The 26348-nt window shown below is 36.3% G+C and carries 23 protein-coding genes; 17 read left to right on the forward strand and 6 right to left on the reverse strand.

From position 1 onward, the window contains the following. The first annotated feature begins 39 nt into the window (after window positions 1–39). Window positions 40–1485, forward strand: coding sequence for a CsgG/HfaB family protein (locus tag ABJD71_RS07030; RefSeq protein ID WP_348166623.1), 1446 nt, complete (start codon window positions 40–42; stop codon window positions 1483–1485). A 20-nt stretch (window positions 1486–1505) separates the two neighbouring features. Here the strand turns inward: ABJD71_RS07030 and ABJD71_RS07035 are convergent, their stop codons facing one another. After that, entirely contained in the window at window positions 1506–2957 is a 1452-nt protein-coding gene (locus ABJD71_RS07035) for a TrkH family potassium uptake protein (protein WP_348166626.1), read from the reverse strand. Between the two features lie 636 nt (window positions 2958–3593). Between ABJD71_RS07035 and polA the strand changes: the two genes are divergently transcribed. Beyond that, window positions 3594–6344, forward strand: a complete 2751-nt coding sequence (gene polA, locus ABJD71_RS07040; RefSeq protein WP_348166629.1) for a DNA polymerase I — start codon at window positions 3594–3596, stop codon at window positions 6342–6344. 161 nt (window positions 6345–6505) lie between these two features. On the opposite strand, the gene yihA is transcribed toward polA, so the two are convergent. Further along, window positions 6506–7123, reverse strand: coding sequence for a ribosome biogenesis GTP-binding protein YihA/YsxC (gene yihA / locus ABJD71_RS07045; protein ID WP_348166630.1), 618 nt, complete (start codon window positions 7121–7123; stop codon window positions 6506–6508). 160 nt (window positions 7124–7283) lie between these two features. Between yihA and ABJD71_RS07050 the strand changes: the two genes are divergently transcribed. The 6 genes from ABJD71_RS07050 (at window position 7284) to ABJD71_RS07075 (ending at window position 12758) form a co-directional block, all read left to right on the forward strand. Next, window positions 7284–7907, forward strand: coding sequence for a c-type cytochrome (locus tag ABJD71_RS07050; protein WP_348166633.1), 624 nt, complete (start codon window positions 7284–7286; stop codon window positions 7905–7907). A 256-nt stretch (window positions 7908–8163) separates the two neighbouring features. Beyond that, window positions 8164–8676 carry a Der GTPase-activating protein YihI gene (gene yihI, locus ABJD71_RS07055; RefSeq protein ID WP_348166636.1) on the forward strand — a complete coding sequence of 171 codons (513 nt, stop codon included), beginning with the start codon at window positions 8164–8166 and terminating at the stop codon, window positions 8674–8676. A gap of 18 nt (window positions 8677–8694) precedes the next feature. Next, a complete protein-coding gene (locus ABJD71_RS07060) occupies window positions 8695–9141 on the forward strand; it encodes a DUF2489 domain-containing protein (protein WP_348166639.1) in 447 nt (148 codons plus the stop codon). Window positions 9142–9303: 162 nt separating this feature from the next. Then, window positions 9304–10209 (forward strand): glycine--tRNA ligase subunit alpha, encoded by a 906-nt coding sequence (glyQ, locus tag ABJD71_RS07065; RefSeq protein ID WP_348166642.1) that lies wholly within the window; start codon window positions 9304–9306, stop codon window positions 10207–10209. 2 nt (window positions 10210–10211) lie between these two features. Continuing rightward, on the forward strand, window positions 10212–12281 hold the full coding sequence (glyS, locus tag ABJD71_RS07070; RefSeq protein ID WP_348166645.1) for a glycine--tRNA ligase subunit beta: 2070 nt from the start codon (window positions 10212–10214) through the stop codon (window positions 12279–12281). A gap of 33 nt (window positions 12282–12314) precedes the next feature. Continuing rightward, window positions 12315–12758 carry a hypothetical protein gene (locus tag ABJD71_RS07075; protein WP_348166648.1) on the forward strand — a complete coding sequence of 148 codons (444 nt, stop codon included), beginning with the start codon at window positions 12315–12317 and terminating at the stop codon, window positions 12756–12758. Window positions 12759–12833: 75 nt separating this feature from the next. Here the strand turns inward: ABJD71_RS07075 and gyrB are convergent, their stop codons facing one another. The 4 genes from gyrB to dnaA are packed head-to-tail and all read right to left on the reverse strand — an operon-like array spanning window position 12834 to window position 18930. Beyond that, on the reverse strand, window positions 12834–15254 hold the full coding sequence (gyrB, locus tag ABJD71_RS07080; protein WP_348166651.1) for a DNA topoisomerase (ATP-hydrolyzing) subunit B: 2421 nt from the start codon (window positions 15252–15254) through the stop codon (window positions 12834–12836). Window positions 15255–15258: 4 nt separating this feature from the next. Beyond that, window positions 15259–16353 carry a DNA replication/repair protein RecF gene (recF, locus tag ABJD71_RS07085; protein ID WP_348166654.1) on the reverse strand — a complete coding sequence of 365 codons (1095 nt, stop codon included), beginning with the start codon at window positions 16351–16353 and terminating at the stop codon, window positions 15259–15261. Window positions 16354–16399: 46 nt separating this feature from the next. After that, the gene (dnaN, locus tag ABJD71_RS07090) at window positions 16400–17503 is read right to left on the reverse strand and encodes a DNA polymerase III subunit beta (RefSeq protein WP_348166656.1); all 1104 of its coding nucleotides are present in this window, start codon (window positions 17501–17503) and stop codon (window positions 16400–16402) included. Between the two features lie 17 nt (window positions 17504–17520). Further along, a complete protein-coding gene (dnaA, locus tag ABJD71_RS07095) occupies window positions 17521–18930 on the reverse strand; it encodes a chromosomal replication initiator protein DnaA (RefSeq protein WP_348166659.1) in 1410 nt (469 codons plus the stop codon). 541 nt (window positions 18931–19471) lie between these two features. On the opposite strand from dnaA, the gene rpmH reads away from it, so the two are divergent. The 9 genes from rpmH to ABJD71_RS07140 all read left to right on the forward strand — a co-directional run bounded on the left by rpmH (window position 19472) and on the right by ABJD71_RS07140 (window position 25993). Continuing rightward, window positions 19472–19606, forward strand: a complete 135-nt coding sequence (gene rpmH / locus ABJD71_RS07100; RefSeq protein ID WP_007615483.1) for a 50S ribosomal protein L34 — start codon at window positions 19472–19474, stop codon at window positions 19604–19606. Window positions 19607–19615: 9 nt separating this feature from the next. Further along, window positions 19616–19978 carry a ribonuclease P protein component gene (gene rnpA, locus ABJD71_RS07105; protein WP_348166662.1) on the forward strand — a complete coding sequence of 121 codons (363 nt, stop codon included), beginning with the start codon at window positions 19616–19618 and terminating at the stop codon, window positions 19976–19978. Continuing rightward, entirely contained in the window at window positions 19939–20190 is a 252-nt protein-coding gene (yidD, locus tag ABJD71_RS07110; RefSeq protein ID WP_348166665.1) for a membrane protein insertion efficiency factor YidD, read from the forward strand. Before rnpA ends, yidD begins: the two co-directional genes overlap by 40 nt. Window positions 20191–20314: 124 nt before the next feature. Continuing rightward, complete coding sequence (gene yidC, locus ABJD71_RS07115; RefSeq protein ID WP_348166668.1) at window positions 20315–21955, forward strand: membrane protein insertase YidC; 1641 nt, start codon at window positions 20315–20317, stop codon at window positions 21953–21955. Between the two features lie 105 nt (window positions 21956–22060). Further along, window positions 22061–22543 (forward strand): YajQ family cyclic di-GMP-binding protein, encoded by a 483-nt coding sequence (locus tag ABJD71_RS07120; RefSeq protein WP_348166671.1) that lies wholly within the window; start codon window positions 22061–22063, stop codon window positions 22541–22543. Window positions 22544–22549: 6 nt separating this feature from the next. After that, on the forward strand, window positions 22550–23932 hold the full coding sequence (mnmE, locus tag ABJD71_RS07125; protein ID WP_348166674.1) for a tRNA uridine-5-carboxymethylaminomethyl(34) synthesis GTPase MnmE: 1383 nt from the start codon (window positions 22550–22552) through the stop codon (window positions 23930–23932). 91 nt (window positions 23933–24023) lie between these two features. Next, complete coding sequence (gene mioC, locus ABJD71_RS07130; protein ID WP_348166677.1) at window positions 24024–24467, forward strand: FMN-binding protein MioC; 444 nt, start codon at window positions 24024–24026, stop codon at window positions 24465–24467. A 15-nt stretch (window positions 24468–24482) separates the two neighbouring features. Beyond that, window positions 24483–25136 carry a DnaT-like ssDNA-binding domain-containing protein gene (locus ABJD71_RS07135; RefSeq protein WP_348166680.1) on the forward strand — a complete coding sequence of 218 codons (654 nt, stop codon included), beginning with the start codon at window positions 24483–24485 and terminating at the stop codon, window positions 25134–25136. Between the two features lie 32 nt (window positions 25137–25168). Further along, window positions 25169–25993 carry an ATP-binding protein gene (locus tag ABJD71_RS07140; RefSeq protein ID WP_348166683.1) on the forward strand — a complete coding sequence of 275 codons (825 nt, stop codon included), beginning with the start codon at window positions 25169–25171 and terminating at the stop codon, window positions 25991–25993. The last annotated feature ends 355 nt before the right edge of the window (window positions 25994–26348 follow it).

The raw sequence follows: 26348 nt of genomic DNA on the forward strand, positions 1-26348 counted from the left end.
AATAATTAATAAGTACAACAATAATATGGAGTTACAACAATGACGTTTCTTATCCGCTCACTACTGATAACTATCTTTTTAGGCACGATTAGCATTGATGCTTTTGCCGCTCCAAGGGTTGCTATCGTTGACTTTGAAAACCGAACGCAATATCGCACAAGTTGGCGCTTGAATACTGGTGCGGCAGATATGCTAACAACAGAGCTTGTCAAAGCAACGAAGCTAGATGTGTTTGAAAGAGAACGTATGAGTAGCATATTGAAAGAACAAGATTTTGGACAGTCCGGCAGGATAGATCCATCTACAGCGGCTGAAATTGGGCGACTAATAGGCGTGGATTTTATCGTCACAGGGGCAATTACTGAGTTTGGAGTTAGCACTTCTGGTGGTGGTGGTGGTGGCGTTAATATTGGCAAAAAGAACTTTATGGCAAGTGTTGATGTTAGGATTATCGATGTAAATACTGGGCAAATTGTATTTGCTGATACTGGAACAGGTAAAAAATCATCAACGAATGTAAAAGTATTTGGGTTTGGCGGGGGAGAGAAAAATAACACAAAAAATGAAACAGCCTCACTGCGTAGAGCCATGAAAGATCTTGCACAAAAGATTGGTGATGCAGGTTTAGAAAATAAACTAAGTTCCACTAGCGCTAATCCAGTACCTGCGACCAATTCAAAAGACACACTTATTGCCTATATTGATGACGACGAAGTTACATTAAATAAAGGATATAGCTCCAACCTAGAAGTCGGGAAAATCTATAAAGTTAGACGACCAACTGGAAGTATCAAAGACCCTAACACTGGAAGAGTTATAAAAGTTAAATATAAAACATTAGGAAAAGTGAAAATTACCGCAGTAGAAGATAGTTATTCAGATGGAGTTTTGGTTGAAAATAAGGGAGTGGAAGTTGGAGATGTGGTTGCTGGTCCAAAAAGAGTAGCAAAGGTATCGAAGCCAAAGCCGGTGCAACAAGAACCCGTTTATGTTGCTAAAAAAGAAGCGCCTCCTGAACCTAAGGTAAAAGAAAAATCTAGCATTACTTCTTTTGCTACAAGCGTGTTTTCCAATAAAGGCTCTAGTAACGTTACAACTCGCTCCCGTGACATTGAGATAGACGCCTATGATGAAGATGCATTAGAAAACTATTATGAGGCCTTAAAAGGCTCTATAAATTGGATGTCAATGCTAAGTGGGTTAACAATAGAACAATCAAAGCAAGGTAATATTGATAACCAGCTACATATGCTTTATGGGATGTTTACTGGAAAATTAGAAACCTCTCAAATAGAACTCGAAGATTGGCCTTTAGAAGCCAAACAAAAAGGGTGGGAAATTTTAGGTAAAAAAATAGTTAAGTACAGCAAATTGTTCGAAAGACATAGAACTAGAATACTCAAAAATGAAGCCGTTAGTGCAGACTTTAAAGAAAGAATTGGTCATATAGAACTCATTACAGAACAAAGCTTATTTGAAACCTAAAGCCAATGTGCGAAAACTGGTTAACTTCTCCAAAATGTTGGTGAGAATAATACTAATAAAGAAAATATCTCTAAGCGACCAAACAACATTGCTATGATTAACAACCATTTACCAGCATCTGTCACATCAGCATATGTGCCTGCAACGTCACCCAAGCCAGGACCAAGGTTATTTAGGGTGGCGGCGGTGGCAGTAAATGCGGTTACATCACTCATACCCGTAGCAATCAAACACACCATTATAATCACAAAAATCATCGCATAAGCAGAGAAGAAACCCCAAACGGCCTCTACAACTCGATCCGGTAACGCCCTGTCACCTAACTTCACTGAATACACAGCTTTAGGGTGAATAAGACGATTAACCTCACGCTTGCCCTGCAAATAAAGCAATAACACTCTTATTACCTTCATGCCTCCACCTGTAGAACCAGCACACCCGCCTATAAAGCTCGAAAAAATCAACATAATTGGTAAAAATGCTGGCCACTGAGAGAAATTAGTCGTGGCAAAACCAGCGGTAGTACTAATAGAAACAGATTGAATTAGTGCTTGATCAAATGCAGTTCCAGAATCTTCAAACCAACTAAAATGCATTAAAACAACAAAACAAACCAAAGCCAAAGAAAACTGAATCAGGAAGAAAGCTTTCAATTCAGGATCATAAAAATATCCTTTCAAAGTGCGCCCACTTGCGGCCCCATAATGTAACGAAAAGTTTAAAGCAGCAATCCATAAAAATATCACACACACAATATTGACACCCACGCTATTAAAGTGCCCTAAACTGGCGTCATAAGTGCTAAAACCTCCAATAGCAATAGTTGAAAATGCATGACAAATTGCATCAAACCAATTCATTCCCACTGACCAAAAAGCTATAGTACATGCAGTTGTTAATGATAAATAAATATACCAAAGGTGTTTAGCGGTATCAGCGATGCGTGGGGTCATTTTTGAATCTTTTACAGGCCCTGGTGTTTCAGCGCGATAAAGCTGCATCCCCCCTACCCCTAGTATTGGTAGGATCGCCACTGCCAAAACAATGATCCCCATGCCACCTAACCATTGGAGTTGCTGCCTATAAAATTGAATGGCTTTAGGTAAGTAATCGATCCCTTCAATTACCGTAGCACCAGTGGTAGTTAACCCCGAAAATGACTCAAAGAAAGCATCAGAAGTAGACATTTTAGGCTGCTCCAATAATAGAAATGGTAAAGCAGCGAAGCTTGCGAGAACAGTCCAAAATAATACAACAATTAAGAAACCTTCCTTTGCTCTTAAGTCAAAACGATACTTTCTGTTTGGATACCAAATCGCTAACCCTGTAACCAAACATAGAAAGAATGCCATTAAGAATGGCAAGCCACTACCATCTTCATATATGACAGAGACGATAGCAGGAGGAATCATAGTTACACTAAACAAGGCGATTAATAGGCCTAGAATTCTGACAATCGTACGGTATTGCATAACTTAAATGATTCTCATAAAGACGTTAACCAAAGTTATGAGAGGAGCAGGAAAACTCTTCATATTGAGCTTTACCACCGTCAATTAAGTTTGGTCATTAAAATGTATATAATTAAAAAAGAATAAAGCAGTACAATAACAGAAAGGTACAAATACAGCTATTATTTGGCTACTTCCACCATTACATGCCCAAAAGTAGTTTAGATCTTGGCGAAAGCTCTCTCTGAAAAAGAAGTAAGACGATCTACTTACACTTCTAACGGAGCGCTTATAATTATAAACGCTATTTTTTTAAAACTTCAGCTTTAAAAAACTAATAAATAACTTTCATCTAATATAATTAGTCTGTATCTTCTTTATCTAATTTTATAAAAAATAACACTAAAATAAAATTATCCACAGAATAAAATTCAAAAAAAGCTCATTTCGTCACCCCAAATAATATAAATAGCTAACTGATTTAAAACAATTTTATTTGAATAAAATTAGCATTTACAACTTAATTTAATTATTTTTAATATTAATTATCAACATAGTTATCCACATTCTTCTTCACAGTATACATAGATGATTAAGTTCAGTTATGGCATCCTTGTTATTCTTTAGCCTACGTAACCCCTATCTAAGCTTAATACCATGAAAAATACTCTACAAACTATATCAGAACCACTTATATTGGTTGATGGTTCATCTTATTTATTTAGGGCTTATCACGTCCCTTATTTACAAGCTTTAAGTACCTCATATGGACAACCTACAGGAGCCATTACTGGCGTCCTAAATATGATAAAAAGTCTCCAGAAAAGCTACCCGACTGGAAATATAGTGGTGATATTTGATGCAAAAGGGAAAACATTTAGAAATGATATGTACCCAGAATATAAAGCCAACCGCCCCCCTATGCCTGATGAATTGAGAACCCAAATTGAGCCTCTTCATCAAATTATTGAAGCAATGGGTTTACCTTTATTGGTCATCGAAGGGGTTGAAGCAGATGATGTAATTGGTACGTTAGCTGACCAGGCATCCAAACTAAAAATTGAAACCGTCATATCTACTGGTGATAAAGACATGGCTCAACTAGTAACGCCACATGTCAGACTAATCAATACAATGACAAATGTAGAAATGGATGAAACGGGGGTGATCGAGAAGTTTGGTGTGAAACCAAATCAAATTATCGATTACCTCGCCTTAATGGGTGACAAAGTCGATAATATTCCTGGAGTTAATAAGTGCGGTCCTAAAACAGCAGCGAAATGGCTTAACGAACATACCTCTTTGCAAGAAGTTATAGAAAATGCAGATAACGTTAAAGGAAAGGTTGGTGAGTATTTACGTGAGGCTATTGATTTTCTCCCATTATCGTACAAGCTAGCCACCATTAAACTTGATGTTGAATTAGAACTTAACGTTACAGAATTGAAGCCAACTTCCCCAAACGATGACCGTTTAATTGAACTCGCCAATAAATTTGAGCTTAAACGATTATTAACTGAGGTCGCTCAGAAAGCTGACACCCCATTAAAAAATGAAGCTGATGACAAAGATGTCACTGTATCTAGTGAGGAGAAGAACCAAAATTATCAAACAATTTTTAGCAAAGAAGAGTTAGATATTTGGATAAATAAAATTTCTTCATCTGAGTTGTTTGCATTTGACACAGAAACAACCAGTTTAAATTATATGGATGCAGAATTAGTTGGAGTTTCCTTTAGTGTTAAAGAAGGGGAAGCCGCATATATTCCATTTGCACATGATTATTTAGATGCGCCAGACCAATTAGAAAGATCAGCAGTGCTAGATGCTCTAAAACCTGTACTTGAAGATCAATCAATTAACAAGGTAGGTCAACATTTAAAGTATGACAAAAATGTACTTGCGAATTATGGAATAGACCTTCGAGGGATAGCTTACGACACTATGCTAGAGTCTTATGTACTAAATAGTGTTGCCTCAAAGCACAACATGGATAGTTTAGCACAGGCCTATCTAGGGAAAACAACCATACAATTTGAAGACATAGCAGGGAAAGGGGCCAAACAACTAACATTCAATCAAATCTCAATTGAACAAGCAGCACCTTATGCTGCTGAAGACGCAGATATTACACTGTGTTTACATAATACCATTTGGAAAAAGTTAAGCTCAGAAAAAGCACTCAAGGAAGTATTTGAAACCATCGAGTTGCCTTTAGTTCCAGTACTAGCAAGAATGGAACAGTTTGGTGTATTAATTGATAGTCAACAATTAGCTCAACAAAGCCAAGATATTGCTATGAGGATACTTGAGCTAGAAAAAGAAGTTTATGACCTAGCAGGTGAAGAATTCAACTTAGGTTCAACAAAGCAACTACAAGAAATTTTATTCAATAAGTTGCAGTTACCTGTTCTCAAAAAGACACCAAAAGGTGCGCCGTCAACAGCTGAAGAAGTATTACAAGAGTTAGCAAACAACTACCCTCTGCCTAAACTATTAATGGAATTTAGGGGGCTGAGCAAACTAAAAAACACCTACACAGATAAGCTACCAAAGATGATAAATGCACGAACGGGAAGAGTACATACTTCCTATCATCAAGCAATTACGGCTACCGGTAGGCTATCATCAACAGACCCTAATCTCCAAAATATACCCATTCGAACCCCTGAAGGAAGACGAGTGAGACAAGCCTTTATCGCTAGAGATAGCTATAAAATTGTAGCCGCAGATTATTCACAAATTGAGTTACGTATTATGGCGCACCTTTCAGGTGATAAGGGCTTGTTAAGTGCTTTTGCTTCAGGAAAAGATATACACTCTGCTACCGCATCTGAGGTATTCAGCACGCCTTTGGAGAAAGTCACTATAGAGCAACGCAGGAATGCCAAAGCAATTAACTTTGGGCTTATATATGGTATGTCTGCATTTGGTCTTTCTCGTCAACTGAATATTTCACGGCAAGACGCTCAGAAATATATGGATTTATACTTCGAGCGCTACCCTAGCGTTCTCACCTATATGGAAAACACCCGAGAGTTAGCAAAAGAAAAAGGCTATGTTTCAACTGTTTTTGGAAGACGTTTATATTTACCTGAAATAAACGCAAGTAATGGTATGCGCCGTAAGGGCGCAGAAAGAGCCGCAATTAATGCACCGATGCAAGGAACAGCGGCTGATATTATAAAGAAAGCAATGTTAAAGGTAGATCAGTGGATTCAAGAACTCCCGCAAGATGACATTAGAATGATAATGCAAGTACATGATGAGCTTGTATTTGAAATTGCAGAACACAAGATACCTGAATACAAATCTAAAATAGTCTCTTTAATGGAACAAGCTGTGACGCTAGACGTGCCGTTAGTTGTAGAAGCTGGTTTAGGTAAAAACTGGGATGAAGCCCATTAATCGTACTTTAAGTTCAGTTAATCGATTAAAATGCATAATCCACTTGGTTTTTTAGTACATTTTTTATAGAATTCGCCCGTAGGGTACAGAGGTTTGATATGTCTAACCTTTGTTTGAACCCCAGCTTATTGCTGGGGTTTTTTTTGTGCTAAAAATCGCCTTTACAATTCATTATTCTTTTTGGACTCATATCCATACCAAGAATCTAGTTTCTGTTGGAGTTTATCCAAACCAACACCGTTTGTAGATGAAAATACTTCTACGCTTACATCCCCACAAAATGCCATCGCCGCCTCTTTTGCCATTAATAACTGAGTCTTACGTTTACCCGATTTAAGCTTATCAGCTTTAGTTAAAAGAGCTAAAACAGGTAAATCTGCAGCGACGGCCCAATATATTAGCTCTTGATCAAGGTCTTTAAATGGGTGACGAATATCCATAAGAACCACTAAACCTTTTATGCTATTTCTCTTCTGTAGATATTCACCTAAAGATTTTTGCCACTTTTTCTTAATTTCCAACGGAACCTGAGCATATCCATATCCAGGTAAATCTACCAATCTTCTACCTTCGTCTAGAGAAAACACATTAATTAGTTGTGTTCTTCCTGGTGTTTTACTTGTTCTGGCTAAGTTCTTTTGCCGAGTAAGTTTATTTAGCGCACTAGACTTCCCCGCATTAGAGCGTCCGGCAAACGCTATTTCAATACCCTCATCTGGCCCCAAATGCGTAATGTCTGGGGCACTAATACTAAACCTTGCTTGATTATAATGACTCACTTTGACTCCAAATATGGCTGCTACCAGATGTTTTTTGTATATTTCCACAATTATATCAGGGAAAAGGTGAATGAATTTATTTTACTAACGCTGTAAATGTGTAAAATACCTAGTTAAGGTTTAATAAGAACCCTCTAATCACATGTTTAAAGAGAAAATAATGAAAAATCTTGGTCTTCTATTATGTTTATTCGTTGGTTTTAATACCGGTGCTTTCGCACAAGGTGATGCTGAACAAGGTAAAAATAAATCAGCGATATGCGCAGCTTGTCATGGAATGGATGGTAACAGCGCCATTGCAATGAATCCTAAGTTAGCTGGCCAGCACTCTAAATATTTAGTTAAACAACTAAATGAGTTTAAGCTTGCTGCAAAAAGTGGTGGCGCTGAAGGCCGTAATAACGCTGTAATGAATGGTATGGCGGTGGGCTTATCTGAACAAGATATTGAAGATATTTCTGCTTATTTTGCCAGTCAAGAATCTACGCCTGGTGAAGCAGCCGAAGATATAGTCGAAGCCGGAAGAAAGCTCTATGTCGGAGGAGATCTTGAGCGTGGTGTAACAGCATGCATAGCATGTCATGGCCCGAGAGGAAATGGTACTAGCTTGTCTGGCTTCCCTGATATTAGCGGGCAACATGCAGAATATATATCAACGCAGTTAAAAGCGTTTCGCTCTGGGGAGCGTGCAAACTCTTTAAATGGCATGATGGGTGACATTGCTAAAAAAATGACAGACAAAGAAATAGAGGTGATTTCAAGTTATGTTTCTGGTCTTCATTAAGCTAAAGATTTAGTAGCAGAAGTAATTTAAAACATATTCGATGCAAAGATAGCAGTAAATTATGAATGTAATTAACTCATAAATATTTTCAAGTTTAGAAAGAACAATTGATAAAGAAGCGTCGATAGACGCTCTAATATCTAAAAGCGATAGTGACCCTATCGTTTTTTTTCTATCAAAATTTCACTCAAATCACCCTGATTCACTAAAACTAAGGTAGAATCACGCCAATTATTATGAGTTACATGGGTGTGTTATGCCAAGGCAAAAAAAATCTCGAAAAGTGGGCAAGATTGGAACCCCTAAAACCTCCTCAAACGTTCGAAAACCAACAGAAAAGCGCTTAAGAAAGGCAAAAGGGAAACCAGCCGGAAGTAGAAACAGCGAATCAATCATTGCTGTCGACAGTGGCTCATCAATTAAATCAAAAGACCCTAGACATGGCAGCAAAAAACCAATCGAATTAGTGGTGGTAAAAAATGCAGCTAATGTCGTCAAAAAATCAAAGATAAGACACTTTTCACCAGCTCAAGAACTCGCTGAGTTAGAACAAGATGTTACCTTTTCAGCTTTATTAGAGAAGGAAGAGGTTGGTGGGAAAATTAGCAGAGAAGAACAACAGTATATGGATACTAAGTTAGCAAGGCACAAAGAACTTTGTGAGATGCTTGGATTGTCTGAAGAGCCTGAAGAAATTGAAAGTACAAATAGTCTATCAAATATGTATAGTGACCTTGACGCGCTTAATATTGATGACTTTAAAGATTAAGCAATCACTAATTAACTTATGATCTATCTATTACTAATTATCTCTATGATTGTAATTGCAGGGCTTTCATTCTATGCAGGTTCGCTTTTATTTAAGCTACAGTCCCAGAAAAGGCAAAGAGAAAACACGACAAAGTTACGAATCGAAAAAATAGTCGAGAGTATACAAACAATTTCTTTAGCCATTGAACAACAACAGTGTAATCTGTCTGAAGGTTGTATTAGATTGGTGCACTTACTAGAGTGTTTGCCTGTATCTAATAAATCCAAGGTTAGTGATCAATACCCTGCAATATACGAGCTTTTTTTAGCTGTAGAGCACCTACCCACTCACGAAAAAAGAAAAGCCCAATCAAAGAAAGACACCTATCAGCAAGACTTATTTAGGGAAGAGATTGAAGCAACACTAGCCACTAAAATACTTAATGAAGTTTCATTACTTACTAAGTTCACAATAGCCCATTAGGCATACTGTGCCGATTGTCTAAAATCAAATTATAAACCAAAGTAAAAAGCCTACCGCGAAAGCATAATGCCGTTTAAATCACCTTTAGAGGTACATTGACGGCTCTACAAAAGGTATACTTACGAATGTTTTTTTATTTTATTGATAGTGTGGCAGGGGAAAATGCAGAAGTTTGATTGTAAAACATTCCAAGGGCTAATTTTAGCGCTTCAAGATTATTGGGCCCGACAAGGTTGTGTAATAATCCAACCTCTAGATATGGAAGTCGGGGCGGGCACTTTCCACCCAATGACTTTCTTACGTTCAATAGGGCCCGAGCCAATCAACAGTGCTTATGTCCAACCTTGTCGACGTCCTACGGATGGTCGATATGGTGAAAACCCAAATCGACTGCAACATTACTATCAATTTCAGGTTATGTTGAAACCTTCTCCAAATAATATACAAGAACTCTATCTAGGCTCACTCAAAGAGCTAGGGTTTGACCCACTTGTTCATGATATTCGCTTTGTCGAAGATAATTGGGAGTCTCCAACGCTGGGTGCATGGGGCTTAGGTTGGGAAGTATGGCTAAACGGAATGGAAGTTACCCAATTTACTTATTTTCAACAAGTTGGCGGCCTTGAGTGTTCACCGGTTACAGGAGAGATAACTTATGGTTTAGAACGTCTAGCTATGTATATTCAAGGTGTTGATAGTATTTATGATTTAGTCTGGACTGATGGTCCAATGGGTAAAGTAACCTATGGCGATGTATTTCATCAAAATGAAGTTGAACAATCGACTTATAATTTTGAATATGCAGATGTCGATGCATTATTTACTACATTTGATCAGTGTGAAAAAGACAGTCAAAAGCTTATAGAAGCTAACCTACCCTTACCCGCTTATGAGCAAGTAATGAAAGCCTCACATGTATTTAATTTACTAGATGCGAGACACGCTATATCAGTTACTGAGCGCCAGAGATATATATTAAGAGTTCGGTCACTGTCAAAAGCTTGCGCTGAGGCTTATTACCAAGCTAGAGAAAACCTTGGCTTTCCAATGTGTAAGAAGGAGAAGTAGCCATGCGCATAGACAATTTATTAGTAGAAGTAGGTACAGAAGAGTTACCACCAAAATCTTTATCTAAATTAGCTACCGCTTTTAAAGAAAATATCGAAAGGCTGTTGATTGAAAACGATATTGAATTTAAACAAGTGTTTTGGTATGCATCACCAAGGCGACTTGCCGTTAGGGTAGAAGAGTTAGCAGAATTTCAAGCAGACAAAACTGTAGAAAAACGTGGTCCAGCAATAAAAGCAGCATTTGATTCTGAAGGAAAGCCAACTAAAGCAGCACAAGGTTGGGCTAAGTCTAATGGAATAGAAGTTAGTGAAGCTGAGTCACTTAAAACCGATAAAGGCGAGTGGCTACTGTTTAAAGCTGAGGTCAAAGGAAAATCCATTCAAAGCTTGTTAGCGACCTTAGTAGAAAAAGCCCTAAAAGCATTACCTATTCCTAAAGCTATGCGTTGGGGTTCTACAGATACCCAGTTTATTCGCCCAATACATACTTTTACCATGCTATATGGAAGCGAACTAGTAGAAGGAAAAGTGTTAGGGATTACTTCATCCAGAACCATTAAAGGTCATAGATTTCACTCTGAAGGGGATATATCGATAGACTCAGCTGATAACTATATCAGCCTTTTAGAAGAAAACTATGTTATGGCTGACTTTACACAACGCAAAAATAAAGTGTTAAAGGCAGTGGAAGCCGTTGCCCAAAAAGAAAATGGAATTGCTGACATCAATGAAGACTTATTAGATGAAGTTACATCATTAGTTGAATGGCCGGTAGCGCTATCTGCGAATTTTGAGGAGTCGTTTTTAGACGTTCCCAAAGAAGCATTAATTTATACAATGAAAGATGATCAAAAATACTTTCCTCTTCTAGATTCTGAAGGCAAATTAAAGTCTACTTTTGTATTTGTAACAAATATTGAAAGCAAAGATCCAAACGTAATAATTAGCGGCAACGAAAAAGTCATTAGACCAAGGCTAGCTGATGCAGAGTTTTTCTTTAATACCGATAAAAAGACGTCATTAGAGTCTCGTTTAGAAAGTTTAAAAACAATTATTTTTCAAAAGCAGCTTGGCACTTTATATGAAAAAAGCCAACGTATAGCTCAGTTAGCAGAAACAATAGCTACCAAACTTAGTGTTGAAGATCCAAAAATTGCTTTTAGAGCTGGCTTATTAAGTAAGACAGACTTAATGACAAATATGGTTATGGAGTTTCCAGATGTTCAAGGTGTAATGGGTATGCACTATGCTAGGTTAGATGGAGAACCTGAATTAGTTTCGTTAGCTCAAAACGAACAATACATGCCAAGGTACTCTGGAGATACCTTACCTACATCTCAAGTTAGCATGAGTGTTGCGTTAGCAGATAAAGTAGATACTTTAGTTGGGATTTTTGGAATAGGTCAAACACCTAAAGGAGATAAAGATCCCTTCGCGCTTCGACGTGCGGCAATAGGCGTGTTGCGAATTATAGTCGAGAATAATTTACCCTTGGATTTAGTCGAGTTAGTTAAAGCTTCAATCTTTACATTTGATGAAAAAATCAAATCAGATGGCCTGTGTAATGATGTAGTTGATTTTGTTTTGGCTAGATTTAAAGCTTGGTATGCTGAGCAAGGTGTAACATCTGATGTAGTTCAATCAGTGGCAGTTAATCGCCCTACTCGCCCAGCAGATTTTGCAGCACGAGTTGAAGCGGTAAAAGCTTTCAATACATTAGAATCTGCAGAAGCATTGGCCGCAGCGAATAAACGAGTTGCCAATATATTAGCTAAGAATCCGATAGACATTAAAACACCTTTAGACAAAACACTTTTAACAGAAGCTGCTGAAGTAGCTTTAGTGAATAGTTTAGAAGACGTAGAAGCTAAAATAAAACCTCTATTAGCAGTATCTAACTATCAGTCAACATTAACTCACTTAGCAGAATTAAGACTACCCATAGACGCGTTTTTCGATAATGTTATGGTAATGTCAGAAGATGAAGCTATAAAATCAAATAGACTGTCATTATTGGCTAGACTTCGAGGCTTATTTTTAAGTTGTGCAGACATTTCTGTTTTAAATTGAGATTTTCATACTAAGTTTTAGGTGATGTTATATATGAACAATATGAACATAAAAACTTTTAGCGTATTACTTTTTTTGTTTTTTAGTGGCTGTGCATCAACTGTCATTGAAGAATTTGCTAAAAATGAAGGTTACGATCAGCTCTACTTAAGAGGCGTTTTTTCTTGGTGGGAAGCTGATGAACAATACAAACTTAAAGAGGTAGCAGAACAAGTTTTCGCTACGCGCATTGAGTTAATCGCCGATGGACAACCTTATGACTTCAAGTTTGCAGATGTAAACTGGACTCCAGGTTTAAATTGTGGGTATGCAAATAAGTCGAATATTGTAGTAAAACTCGGGACACGTTATAGAGCTAATTGCGAAACAACAGATAATAACTTTGTATTTACACCTACAGAAACGGGTATGTTTGAGTTTACTATAGATTTTAGTGGTTTTGGGTCTCCTAAGGTCAGTATCAAAAAGGTCAACTAATTACTAAGCTATTGATATTTAATAAAAAAGCCGCTTTCAAGCGGCTTTTTTATATCTCAAATTTTACAATATGACCTATACGTCTAAGTTTGCTACTTTTAGAGCATTTTCATCAATAAATGCTCGTCTAGGCTCAACTTGGTCACCCATTAAGGTAGTAAATAGTTGATCAGCTCCAATTGCATCTTCGATTTTTACCTGAAGCATTCTACGTGAAGTTGGGTCCATCGTAGTTTCCCATAATTGACCAGGGTTCATTTCTCCTAACCCTTTATAACGCTGGATATATTGACCACGTTTAGACTCAGCCATTAGCCAATCAAGTGCATCAACAAATGACGCAACCGGCTTAGTCTTCTCACCTCTTTTCACATATCCTGTAGACTCTATTATGCCATTTATAGCGAGATTCAACTCTTTAATACGTTTATATTCATTAGAGTCTATAAACTCTTTGTCTAATTTATATTCGGTATCAATGCCATGTAACCTAATGATAATAGCGACAAACCAATAACTTCTTTCTGAATCATAACGTACATCATACGTATACGTTGCCCCATCAACTTCATCACGAGTTAATGCGATAGTAAAGCCTTTAGCAAATTCTGTTAATTTACTTTCGTCACTTACATCTTCAGGCTGCAATGTTGTGCTATATACAAGTTTGTTTAAGATAACTTCAGGCATGATTCTACTGATACGAGTGATCATACTGGTAGTATCTTGATAAAGTTTTACTAAGTTCTCTAACGCTACCCCAGTAATACTCGGTGCATCTTCATTCACGTAAAGCGAGGCATTGTCTAACGCGATTGAGGTTAAGTATTTAGTTAAAGAATCATCATCTTTTAGATATTGCTCTTGCTTACCTTTCTTCGTTTTATATAAAGGTGGTTGAGCAATATAGATATAGCCACGTTCTATAATTTCTGGCATTTGACGGTAAAAGAACGTTAACAATAGTGTACGAATATGCGATCCATCAACGTCAGCATCTGTCATGATGATAATTCGATGATAACGAAGTTTCTCGGGATCATATTCATCTCTACCAATACCACAACCTAAGGCCGTAATTAAAGTTGCAACTTCTTGAGATGATAGCATTTTATCAAAACGAGCTTTTTCTACGTTTAGAATTTTACCTTTTAAAGGAAGAATTGCCTGGTTTTTACGATTTCTACCCTGCTTAGCTGAACCGCCAGCAGAGTCCCCTTCCACAATATAAAGTTCAGAAAGACCTGGATCTTTTTCTTGGCAATCAGCCAATTTACCTGGTAAGCCAGCTAAATCTAAGGCACCTTTTCTCCTTGTCATCTCTCTTGCTTTTCTTGCAGCTTCTCGAGCTCTAGCAGCATCAATAATCTTACCTACAATAATTTTACTATCACCAGGGTTTTCTAATAGAAACTCTTGTAGCTTCTCACCCATAACGGTTTCTACTGCAGGCCTTACTTCTGAAGAAACAAGTTTATCTTTAGTCTGAGAAGAAAATTTAGGGTCAGGTACTTTTACAGAAATAATTGCAGTTAAACCCTCTCTGGCATCATCACCACTTGTACTAGTTTTTGACTTCTTCGCCATACCTTCTTTGTCCATGAAGCTATTTAGAGTACGTGTTAACGCCCCTCTAAAACCAGCTAAGTGGCTACCACCGTCTTTCTGTGGAATATTATTAGTAAAGCAGAATACATTCTCTTGGAAGCTATCATTCCATTGCATAGCGACTTCAACAGATATCCCATCTTCACGGTTAGACTCAAAATAGAATACTTTCTGATGTATAGGAGTTTTATTTTGATTTAGATATTCAATAAAAGCAGTTATACCACCTTCATATTCAAATCGATCAACTTTACCATCTCGTTCATCTTCAAGAATGATACAAACGCCTGAGTTTAAGAACGATAGTTCACGTAATTTTTTAGCCAAAATATCGTAGTGAAATTCAACATTAGTAAAAGTGTCTTCACTTGGCCAAAAACGAATGCTTGTTCCTGAAGTTGTAGAGTCACCTATTACACCTAATGGAGCCTGAGGTTCACCGTGATGATAATCCTGCTCATGAAGCTTACCAGCTCGTCTTATTTGTATTTGCAACTTCTTAGACAAGGCATTAACAACAGAAACACCAACACCGTGCAAACCACCAGAAACTTTATATGAATTATCATCAAATTTACCACCTGCATGAAGAACCGTCATGATAACTTCAGCTGCTGATACACCTTCTTCTTCATGAATTTCTGTAGGAATTCCACGACCATCATCTTTAACTGAAACAGAGCCATCAATATGTATTTTTACATTAATACTCGAGCAATGCCCAGCAAGCGCTTCATCTATAGAGTTATCAACAACTTCAAAAACCATATGATGAAGACCTGTTCCATCATCGGTATCACCTATATACATTCCTGGTCTTTTTCTAACAGCATCTAATCCCTTTAGGACTTTGATACTAGACGAATCATAAACATTTTCTTCTGCCATTTAATTAAATCTCCTCTCTCACATGACCATGTTCCACGTGAAACACTGTTTTTTCATTATAATTTTTTATAAAGTCCAATTGATTTATGTCAATCGCTGTAACAAATAATTGCGTATTTGATTGGCTTAATCTAGATATAAATATTCTTCGTTTATCTTCATCTAATTCTGCACCAATATCGTCGAGTAAGAATATAGATGGCTTATTAGTAATAGTTTGTAAAAACAGCGTTTGAGCTAATTGCATACTTGCTACAAGCATTCTTAACTGTCCTCTCGATAGAATTTCATGTGCGCCAATACCGCCAATCTTGACTCTCAAATCCGCCTTATGAGGTCCGACGCTTACAAAGCCGTTTCTTCTATCTTTTAAGCTATTTTTATCTAAACATTGCTTTAAACTGAGTTCTTTTTCCCACCCCCTATAATACGAAATTTCGAAGCAAAACTCAGGTAAAAAGTCTGTTAATATCGAATAAATCATAGGTATCAGGCCATTATTCAATATATTTTGACGGTAGTCTGTAATTGTATTGCTTTGCTTACAAAATAAGTCTTTCCAATAGCTATCATCCTGATGTTTAGCGCCCTTGTCTTTATACAAAGCATTAAGTTGTTTAAGGCTTTTAGATAAAACAGAAGACTCCAAATTAAAAGCATGTTCCACGTGAAACAATAACCAATCTACATAACGCCTTCGGAGTTTTGGGGCTCCTAACAGTAGGTCAGAGCTTTGAGGAGTAAAAATTTGAATAGGTAAACAGCTAACTAAATCAGATGCTTTTTTAGATTTGATACCGTTTATATTTACAACGCAGCTGTCATCCCTGTGCCGACTGATACCTAATTTATTTGGGGGCCCGTCATCATCACTCTTACTAGAACAAAAAATAGTAAAACAGTTTTTTTTAGCTTGAATAACATTTTTGTGTTTAGATGTTCTGAAAGAACGAGCGAACCCTAAGTAATGTAATGCTTCGAGTATTGAGGATTTCCCGCTGCCGTTTTCCCCAATAAAAACATTTATATTTTTATTGGGTCTAAACGACAAGTTATCTAGATTTCTGAAATCACTTATCTGTACTCTATCAAGCTTCATATTTGTCGAAACATTTTAACAAGTAACTTGATTATACAATCTCAATCTAAAGCCTCATTGGCATAATAACGTAAAGAGCTGAATCATCTTTCGCATCTTCTAATAAAGCACTGCTATTTGAATCGGCCAAGGTGATCCTAATATCTTCACAACTTAAACCATTCATTACATCTATCAGATAAGCAACATTAAAACCTATCTCTAGATTATCACCTTGATAATCAACATCTACGATTTCTTCTGCTTCTTCTTGCTCTGGATTATTTGCCGTAATTTTAAGCTCACCATTAGATAAATTTAAACGCACACCTTTAAATTTTTCATTAGAAAGAATCGAGGCTCTAGAAAATGCATGCTTTAATACATCTTTGCTAGACTCAATTTTTTTATCACCATCCCTAGGTAATACGCGACGATAATCAGGAAATCTTCCATCGACTAACTTACTTGTAAAGATAAAGTCAGTAGAAAATATTCTAATGTGATTAGAACCTACTTGAACCTTAACTTGCTTTTCATCGTCTTCAATAAGTCTTATTATTTCTAACACACCCTTACGTGGAATGATCACTTGACGATTTGGTAAAGTTGCATTTTCGTAAGCTAGGCGACATAAAGCCAGCCGGTGTCCGTCTGTAGCTACAGTTCGAATAAGATTATCTTCAGTCTCTAGAGACATACCATTTAAATAATAACGTACATCCTGTTGAGCCATGCAAAAATGCGTACTATCAATTAGATGCTTTAGGTCTGCTTGAGATATTTCAAACTCTAGCTCACCCTGCCAATCTTCTAAATTAGGATAATCTTCAGCTGACAATGTAGATAAACTGTATTTGCTTCTTCCAGAACGTAAAATCGCTTTGTTACCATCAACGCTAAAGTCTATATTACTGCCATCTGCCAAACCTCTACAAATATCAAGAAGTTTTTTAGCTGGCACGGTGATTTCACCTTCCACAAATGAATCAGTAAGGGTAACATTTGAGATGAGCTCAACCTCTAGGTCAGTTCCAGTCAACCATAGTGAGTTCTCACTAACTTTTATAAGTACATTCGATAATATAGGTAAAGTGTGGCGACGTTCTACTGCCCCTGACACCAATTGAAGAGGTTGTAAAAAGTTTTCCCGACTAATACTAAATTTCATTTTCTACTCGTAATTTTTTATGAAGATAGGGTACGAATTAAGTTCTGATAGTCTTCTTTTATATCATGACTTTCTTCCCTTAGCTGTAATATTTTTCGGCATGCATGCAATACAGTAGTATGATCCCTTCCGCCAAAGGCATCCCCTATCTCAGGTAAACTACGATTCGTCAATTCTTTAGCAAGAGCCATAGCCATTTGCCTAGGTCTAGCTACACTTCGACTTCTGCGTTTAGACAATATATCTGCCATTTTAATTTTATAATATTCTGCTACCGTTTTTTGAATGTTATCAATTGTGACTAACTTTTCTTGTAACGCTAATAAATCCCTAAGAGCCTCCCTAACAAAATCTATGGTTATTGGGCGACCCGTAAAATTAGCATTAGCAATAACACGATTTAAAGCACCTTCGAGTTCTCTAACATTTGACCTTAATCTTTTAGCAATGAAAAACGCGACTTCATCTGGTAAAAATATTTTATTCTCAACTGCTTTCCGCATTAAAATAGCCACTCTTGTTTCTAGTTCAGGAGGTTCAATAGCTATAGTTAATCCCCATCCAAATCTAGACTTAAGCCTGTCTTCTACCCCAGTTATTTCTTTTGGATAACGATCGGAAGTAAGAATAATCTGTTGGTTACCTTCTAATAGAGCATTAAAAGTATGAAAAAACTCTTCTTGAGAGCGCTCTTTATTGGCAAAAAATTGAATATCATCAATTAGTAGAGCATCTACAGATCTATAATAACGCTTAAATTCTTCTATCGCGTTATTCTGTAATGCCTTAACCATATCTTGAACAAATCTTTCCGATTGCATATAAACAACCGTGGCATCTTTTTTATTATCTATAATTCCATTGCCTACAGCATGTAACAGATGTGTTTTACCTAAACCTGTCCCACCGTATATAAATAATGGATTATAGGCACCACCAGGATTATCGGCGACTTGTTGAGACGCTGCTCTTGCTAGTTGATTTGATTTACCCTCAACAAAATTATTAAACTTATATGTAAGGTTAATATTACTTTTATGAGCAGGAGTCGTATCAACTACTGGAGAATTGAAATTATGATTAGCTAAAGCAGCGACCCCACTTGCTGCAGAATTTTTAACTACAGACGGTGTAGTAGAGACAGTCGAAGACCTAGTTACAATTTTTGATGGCGCACTTACACCAACATCAGCAAGCTTCACTTCAAACCTTAATTGAGGAGGCTTGTTGTCGCAAAACTCTGACAATAGCTGTGTAATTTGAACAAAATACTTATCTCTGACCCAATCTAAAACAAAGCGATTAGGAGCAAATAATGTGAGATATTCGTCACTATAATCTGCTTGAAGTGGTCTTATCCACATGCTGAACTGTTGAATAGGTAAATCTTGCTGTAACCTATCGAGGCACTGATTCCATATAGACATTAAAAAAAACTACTCCAGCCTTGTAAAACATAGGCTACAAAGAATAAATACGTAAAATACTAAAAATTAAAAATTAATAAATTACAGTTAAATTCGAGTTGAAAATGTAAACTTTCAAACTAGCTGTGAATTATCTCGCTAAACACTCACCCAAGGCAACAGGCATTTTAAAATAAATTCATTTAAGTTGTTAAATCCTTATATTTATTTACTTTAAAGGGGAAAAAACTAATAAATCAATAATTTTTTATATCATTTAATATCGCTACTATAACTATATTTTTGTTACTTAAAACTAATAATAAGTCAAATACTGTGGATAAAAAGTAGAAAATATAGAACTTATCAAAAATATTTAGTTTTTTTACCGATTAAGGCGTTAAACAGCAGTAATTGAATAAAATTATAATGAACTATCACTAATTAATTGACAAAGGTACCAGTGATCTCTATTATTCAGCGTCATTTTTGAGCACAGTCGAACCATACATTGGTTATTACCGTGTTCATTTTGTTTAACCTTATGTAACGGGACTAGGTCATGAAAAGAACATTTCAACCAAGCAACTTAAAGCGTAAGCGTTCACACGGTTTTCGTGCCCGTATGGCGACTAAGAATGGCCGTAAGGTCATTGCTAATCGTCGTGCTAAAGGCCGTGCTCGTTTATCAGCTTAATTATCCAAGGTGGGTGAAAATAACTTTTCTCGGGAGCTAAGATTACTTACTCCCACCCACTTTGAATATGTTTTCAATAATGCAACTCCTGCAGTTTCTCCCCAACTTACTCTATTAGCTAGATTTAACGAAACAGACAACCCTCGTCTAGGTATTACTTTATCTAAAAAAAGAATTAAATATGCCCACGACAGAAATAGACTTAAACGTATAATACGTGAGAGTTTTCGATTACAACGTCATTCGTTTCCAAATATTGATATAGTTGTAGTCGGTAAAAGTGGCTTAGATAAATTATCAAACCAGGAACTGTTTTTCTTACTTAATAAATTATGGAAAAAATTAGCGAAGCGTTGCGAAAAATCCCAATAGGATTAATTAAACTTTATCAAAAAGTTATTTCTCCAATGCTGGGCCCAACATGCCGCTTTCATCCTAGTTGCTCTTATTACGCAATTGGAGCAATAAAAGAGCATGGTTTTTTTATTGGAAGTTGGTTAAGTATCAAACGCATACTAAAATGTCATCCTCTCCACCAAGGTGGATATGATCCAGTACCAGAAAAAAAAACAAATAAAGAATGATTTTTACGCAACTGCCCTTATAAAGAGCAGGTAATAAATAAAACAGTAATATCGCCGTGATTTAATATATGAGCAAACACTTAAATAAATCGCCCACAAATTTAGCAGTTAATTAGAGTACTTTATGGAATCTCAACGTAGTTTTTTGTTTATTGGCCTAGCTATGGTCGGTTTTCTATTATGGCAACAATGGCAGGTAGATTACGGTCCACAACCGATAGAATCTTCAACTAATACTTCTCAAGAAGCCTTTAGTGCAAACTCTTCAACAGTAGGATCAGACGATATCCCTGTAGCCTTTATTGATGGTCAAACTATACAAGCAACTAACCAAACTAACGGAAAATTAATTTCTGTAGTAACAGACACATTAATATTAAGTATAGATACTAAAGGAGGTGATGTTGTCTCAGCTAACCTTGCTAAATATCCGTTAGAGCAGGACTCTGAAGAGCTATACAGTTTACTTAGACCCAGTGGAGATAAATTATTTATAGCCCAAAGTGGTCTTATCGGACAAGATGGTATTGATGCAAAAGGCCGCCCTACCTACGTAACAATACAAGATGAATATACACTACAGGGTGACACATTGACCGTCCCTCTTACTTTAGTGACCCAAGATGGAATGAAAGTTACTAAAAACTTTATATTCACAAAAGGGAGTCACAAAATAGATGTTAGCTATGTAGTAGAAAACAACACTAATACTCCAAAACAAATGCAACAGTTTGGTCAATTAAAGCAAAGTATGCTTGAACAAGACGGTAGCATGTTTATGCCGGTATATCGTGGGGGAGCTTACTCAATAGAAGAAGATATATACGAAAAATATGCCTTTGATGATATGGCCGATAAAAATCTACGAGAAACCACAAAAGCAGGTTGGGTCGCCATGATAGAGCATTATTTTGTTTCTGCTTGGGTACCACCTCAAGAACAAACTAATAAATTATTCAGTACCATAAAGCAAAATACGAATGGAGTGATTGGATTTACTGGTGAGTCTATTGTCATTCAACCAGGCGAAACTAAACAAATAAATAGTATTTTATATTTAGGCCCTAAAGATCAAGATACCTTAGAACAACTTGCTCGAGGATTAGATCTAACAGTTGATTATGGTTTTTTATGGATGATTTCAAAATACTTATTCTATTTCCTACAATGGATACACAACATAGTAGGTAATTGGGGATACGCCATTATTTTGATCACAATAGTCGTTAAAGGGGCAATGTATCCTTTAACCAAAAAACAATATGAATCTATGGCAAAAATGCGCGCGCTAAAGCCTAAAATGGATGCTTTAAAAGAGCGATGTGGCGACGATAAGCAAAAACTACAAAAAGGTATGATGGAGCTGTATAAGAAGGATAAAGTTAATCCTATGGGTGGCTGTTTTCCATTATTACTACAAATGCCTATATTCTTAGCTTTATACTGGGTATTACTTGAAAGTGTAGAGCTGAGGCATGCTGATTTCATATTTTGGATTACTGACTTAAGTGCTAAAGACCCGTATTTTGTTCTACCCATATTAACGGGTGCAAGTATGTATTTATTACAAAAACTACAACCTATGACTATGACAGATCCTATGCAGCAGAAAATAATGCAATTTATGCCGGTAGCCATGAGTTTATTCTTCTTTATATTCCCAGCTGGTTTAGTACTTTACTGGTTAGTAAGTAATGTTATTACCCTAATACAGGCTAAATTTATTTATGCTTCCATGGAGAAACGTGGTCTTCAAACTAAGTAATTAGTAACCAACATATCAAAGCCCGTTTTATAGCGAATATTGCATATAAAACGGGCTTTTTTTTCCATATAATTTAATCACTAATTTGTTACATAAGGAGCAAACATGCCTTCATTAGATATAGTTTCAGAAATTGATTTAGTAGAAGTTAAAAACGCAGTCGATAATGCAAGTAGAGAACTAAGTACACGATTTGACTTTAGAGGTGTAGAGGCATCATTTGAATATACTAATGAAACGGTAACATTAAAAGCTGAGGGTGATTTTCAAATTAAACAAATGATGGATATATTGCGTAGTGCCTGCGCCAAAAGAGGAGTAAGTAACGCCGCCCTTGATCCACAAGATATTGACGTTACCGGCAAAACTTACAAGAAGGCAGTTAAGTTTATTCAAGGCATAGAACAACCTAATGCAAAGAAAATAATTAAATTACTAAAAGAATCTAAACTAAAAGTTCAAGCTCAAATACAAGAAGATAAGGTCAGAGTTACAGGTAAAAAGCGCGACGATTTACAAAGTGCTATGCGCCTAGCTAAAGAAGCTGAGTTAGATTTACCATTGCAGTTTACGAACTTTAGAGATTAGAAAGGCATGACAGCAACCGGATTACCAACACAGCAAGATACAATAGTTGCACAAGCAACAGCGCCAGGCCGTGGAGGTGTTGGAATCATCCGAGTATCAGGAGACTTAGCTAGTAATGTTGCTGAAGCTGTTTTAGGAAAACTTCCAGAAGTCCGTAAAGCGGAATATTTGCCCTTCTCTGATCTTCGAAATAATCTTATCGACCAAGGTATTTCGATTTTTTTTAAAGGTCCTAACTCCTTTACCGGTGAAGATGTTTTAGAGCTTCAAGGACACGGTGGCCAGGTTGTATTAGATATGTTACTTAACACTATCCTAAAAATACCGAAAATACGTATAGCTAGACCAGGTGAATTTAGTGAACGAGCGTTCTTAAATGATAAGTTAGACTTAACACAAGCAGAAGCTATTGCTGACCTCATTGACGCTAGTTCAGAACAAGCGGCTAAGGGTGCATTACGCTCACTACAAGGTGAGTTTTCAAGCCAGGTAAACAAGTTAGTAGAGCAAGTAATACACCTCAGAATGTATGTAGAAGCAGCTATTGATTTCCCTGATGAAGAAATTGATTTTTTAAGCGATGGTAAGGTCCAATCTGATTTGAATGACATTATCCTCTCATTTGAAGCATTACGGCAGCAAACCAAACAAGGCGCACTATTACGAGAAGGTATGCGTGTGGTTATTGCAGGGAAACCCAATGCCGGAAAATCTAGTCTACTTAACGCACTCGCAGGAAAAGACACCGCAATTGTCACCGATATTGCAGGTACCACTCGCGACGTATTAAAAGAGCATATCCATATTGATGGTATGCCGTTACATATAATCGACACCGCTGGTTTACGAGATAGCCCAGACAAAGTTGAGAAAATAGGAATAGAAAGAGCTTGGCAAGAAATACATCAAGCTGACCGCATTCTATTTATGTTAGATAGTACGGAGTCCAAGGAAACCCACCCCAAAGAAATATGGCCAGAGTTTTATGAGCAATTACCTAAGAATATTGGTTTAAGCGTAATACGAAACAAAGCAGATTTATCAAATGAATCTATCGGTATAAATGATAAGGGTGAATATCCAGTTATATCATTATCTGCTAGTGAAAACATTGGTATCAATGATTTAACAGAACACTTAAAAAGCTGCATGGGATTTAGTTTAGGGTCTGAAGGACAATTTATAGCACGTCGTCGTCATCTAGATGCCATTGATAGAGCAGCTGAACATTTATATCTAGGAAAAGAACAATTAGAGGAAAATTTAGCCGGCGAACTACTAGCCGAAGAATTGCGATTAACACAACATCATCTGAATGACATCACAGGCGAATTTACATCAGACGACTTACTCAGTAAAATATTTTCATCTTTTTGCATTGGAAAATAAAGACAATTTAATCAAGTTAAAAATTTATCTGTGTTGATCTATTATCCTCAAGGTACAATATAAAAATACTCACAAAATACGTAATACTTGAATGGCAAAGTTCGAAATAGTAGTAGGCAGTGTATTAGGTGCAACCGAATATGTAGCTGACGCAGTACAAGAAGTCCTAACTGAAAACCAACATACAAGTACAATTCACCTTACTCCTAAGCTATCTGAATTAGATGAAAACGCGACTTGGCTTATTTGTTCATCAACCCATGGAGCTGGTGATTTACCAGAAAATATTGAACCTTTTTCTAAAGAGTTGTTAGCAAAACAATCTTTGAATACAAATTTTATCGTTATTGGTTTAGGCGATAGTAGCTATGACACCTTTTGTTATGGTGCTAACAAATTAGAAATGTTAATGACCAAAACAGGTGCAAAACAACTAATACCCGCCATGCATATTGATGTTCTAAATCACCCTATTCCTGAAAATATTGCAGTTGAATATCTAGAAACTTATTTAAAAAATTCTAATTTAGGTTAGTGAGTAAAAAAGCAGATGCAATTCAATCAGGCTGAACAAACTGCCCTACTACAATCTCTCAGTAATGATGCTCGGACTTTATATATGTTAGGTATAAAACCTACTGTAAATAAAAAATCAGGAGTAAGCACACCTCTAAATTATAAATACCTAATTTCACTTCTTAATGAAAAAGAACAAAAATTCACTCTTGGCAGACAAATTAATAGTTTAATAAAAGAATTACTTCATATTGGACTCGTAAAATTTGAACAAGAAGTAGAGATTAACCGCAGTTTTAATGGTAAAACCTTAGTGTTACCTTTAACGACAATGAAAGTTGATGACTATACCAAACTACATTTAAACTGGACTGATATGCATCTAGACTGGCAGCCTAACGAAAACTTAGTAGCTGATTTAGCCAAACTAATAGGTCTTATTGATTACCAATATACTGATAATGAGTTAGGTGACTTTATAGCTTACTGGCTTGGCAGACCTGAAGTACAATTTAGCGAATATCAATGGACACAAAAATTTATATTCAATTTGAAGAAAATACGAATGGCTAATAATTTTAAAGGAACACAAAAAGTAGGACAGCAAATGGTTAAAACCAAAGCTGGTATAGTTGCAGACGACAATGCTAAAAATTTAGTGGCAAAATATAGTAAAAAAACTCAGTAAACTTAACTTTATAATCTAGGACTATAGAATTCGTGGACAGTATTCAAGACAAAATTAAACAACTAGGTAAAGCGCTAGGACGGCAACATGTCCCAGATAGTTATACTGATTATAAAAGTCTAAAAAGCGAATATGAAACATTAGCGAATAGAGATGTCAGGTTAATCCAACAACAGGGTAAAAAACAACGTATACAAGCTATACAAGGGCGTTCAGATCTCAACTCAAAATGGACCTTTGCAAACTTAATAGAAGACAGTAATGACGTTATAGAAGCAGTAAGCATCGCTAAATCCTTTATTGCTGCTCACGAAGATCAAAACTGGCGTAGAAGTGGCTCTCATATGATGATTTTTTACGGAGACTACGGTCGTGGAAAATCTCACACGGCAGGTGCTATAGCACATGAACTTATAGAAAAATTTGAAATATCAGTTTTATATCGACAACTCTCTAGCATATTAGAACTCCGATTTTTTTCATACGATTACAATGCAAAAGATGATGTTGGGCAAAAATTTAGGGAAATAAACCAAGAACTATTAGATGTAGACCTACTCATACTCGATGAAGTGTGTGTTAACGAAAGCATACTTAAAAAGAATGCCCAAAGCTGGCTTGGAAATTTACTTAGGCAACGTTTAGCCAATAATAAAAACTGTATATTAATTACTAACCATAACCTTGCTGAATTAGAGACAGCTCTAGGGCCCTATTGTTTTGAATCAATAAAAGAATATGACACCTACAAGGTGAAATTTTCTGGACCAAGTCGTCGTAAAGAAATAGTCCCTACACAAGCAGAGCCACAGCGAGGACAATCAACAACTGGATATCAACCTAATCAGGTTAGATAAACATTATAAATATAGATAAAAACGACGTTATTATTAACGCCGTTTTACATTCAAGTATAAAATTTTCACTAAAAAAAGTCTTAAATCTAACCAAATATATTTTTTTATAATAAATATTAAAATTTATGTTTAGCATCTACAAAAAATATACATAAGAAACAAAAATAACGATCTAAGGATCCAAAAATATCAATTTTTCCTTAGCGATCAAGATCTAACTAAAATAATGCTATAATTAGATCACAAGTTACACACAGTTAGATCAAAACATATTCAACATTGTGGATAGTTTTATGTATAACCCCTGTAGAAATAAATTATATCCACTTAGTAAAATATTTAGAAAATGCGCTTG

It is taken from the genome of Paraglaciecola sp. (assembly GCF_039943935.1).
Lineage (GTDB): Bacteria > Pseudomonadota > Gammaproteobacteria > Enterobacterales > Alteromonadaceae > Paraglaciecola.

Bases quoted from the DNA above. Each gene is read 5' to 3' on its own strand.
- ABJD71_RS07030 (WP_348166623.1), top strand. From the start codon at position 40: ATGACGTTTCTTATCCGCTCACTACTGATAACTATCTTTTTAGGCACG.
- ABJD71_RS07035 (WP_348166626.1), bottom strand. From the start codon at position 2,957: ATGCAATACCGTACGATTGTCAGAATTCTAGGCCTATTAATCGCCTTG.
- polA (WP_348166629.1), top strand. From the start codon at position 3,594: ATGAAAAATACTCTACAAACTATATCAGAACCACTTATATTGGTTGAT.
- ABJD71_RS07050 (WP_348166633.1), top strand. From the start codon at position 7,284: ATGAAAAATCTTGGTCTTCTATTATGTTTATTCGTTGGTTTTAATACC.
- yihI (WP_348166636.1), top strand. From the start codon at position 8,164: ATGCCAAGGCAAAAAAAATCTCGAAAAGTGGGCAAGATTGGAACCCCT.
- ABJD71_RS07060 (WP_348166639.1), top strand. From the start codon at position 8,695: ATGATCTATCTATTACTAATTATCTCTATGATTGTAATTGCAGGGCTT.
- glyQ (WP_348166642.1), top strand. From the start codon at position 9,304: ATGCAGAAGTTTGATTGTAAAACATTCCAAGGGCTAATTTTAGCGCTT.
- glyS (WP_348166645.1), top strand. From the start codon at position 10,212: ATGCGCATAGACAATTTATTAGTAGAAGTAGGTACAGAAGAGTTACCA.
- ABJD71_RS07075 (WP_348166648.1), top strand. From the start codon at position 12,315: ATGAACAATATGAACATAAAAACTTTTAGCGTATTACTTTTTTTGTTT.
- gyrB (WP_348166651.1), bottom strand. From the start codon at position 15,254: ATGGCAGAAGAAAATGTTTATGATTCGTCTAGTATCAAAGTCCTAAAG.
- recF (WP_348166654.1), bottom strand. From the start codon at position 16,353: ATGAAGCTTGATAGAGTACAGATAAGTGATTTCAGAAATCTAGATAAC.
- dnaN (WP_348166656.1), bottom strand. From the start codon at position 17,503: ATGAAATTTAGTATTAGTCGGGAAAACTTTTTACAACCTCTTCAATTG.
- dnaA (WP_348166659.1), bottom strand. From the start codon at position 18,930: ATGTCTATATGGAATCAGTGCCTCGATAGGTTACAGCAAGATTTACCT.
- rpmH (WP_007615483.1), top strand. From the start codon at position 19,472: ATGAAAAGAACATTTCAACCAAGCAACTTAAAGCGTAAGCGTTCACAC.
- yidD (WP_348166665.1), top strand. From the start codon at position 19,939: ATGGAAAAAATTAGCGAAGCGTTGCGAAAAATCCCAATAGGATTAATT.
- yidC (WP_348166668.1), top strand. From the start codon at position 20,315: ATGGAATCTCAACGTAGTTTTTTGTTTATTGGCCTAGCTATGGTCGGT.
- ABJD71_RS07120 (WP_348166671.1), top strand. From the start codon at position 22,061: ATGCCTTCATTAGATATAGTTTCAGAAATTGATTTAGTAGAAGTTAAA.
- mnmE (WP_348166674.1), top strand. From the start codon at position 22,550: ATGACAGCAACCGGATTACCAACACAGCAAGATACAATAGTTGCACAA.
- mioC (WP_348166677.1), top strand. From the start codon at position 24,024: ATGGCAAAGTTCGAAATAGTAGTAGGCAGTGTATTAGGTGCAACCGAA.
- ABJD71_RS07135 (WP_348166680.1), top strand. From the start codon at position 24,483: ATGCAATTCAATCAGGCTGAACAAACTGCCCTACTACAATCTCTCAGT.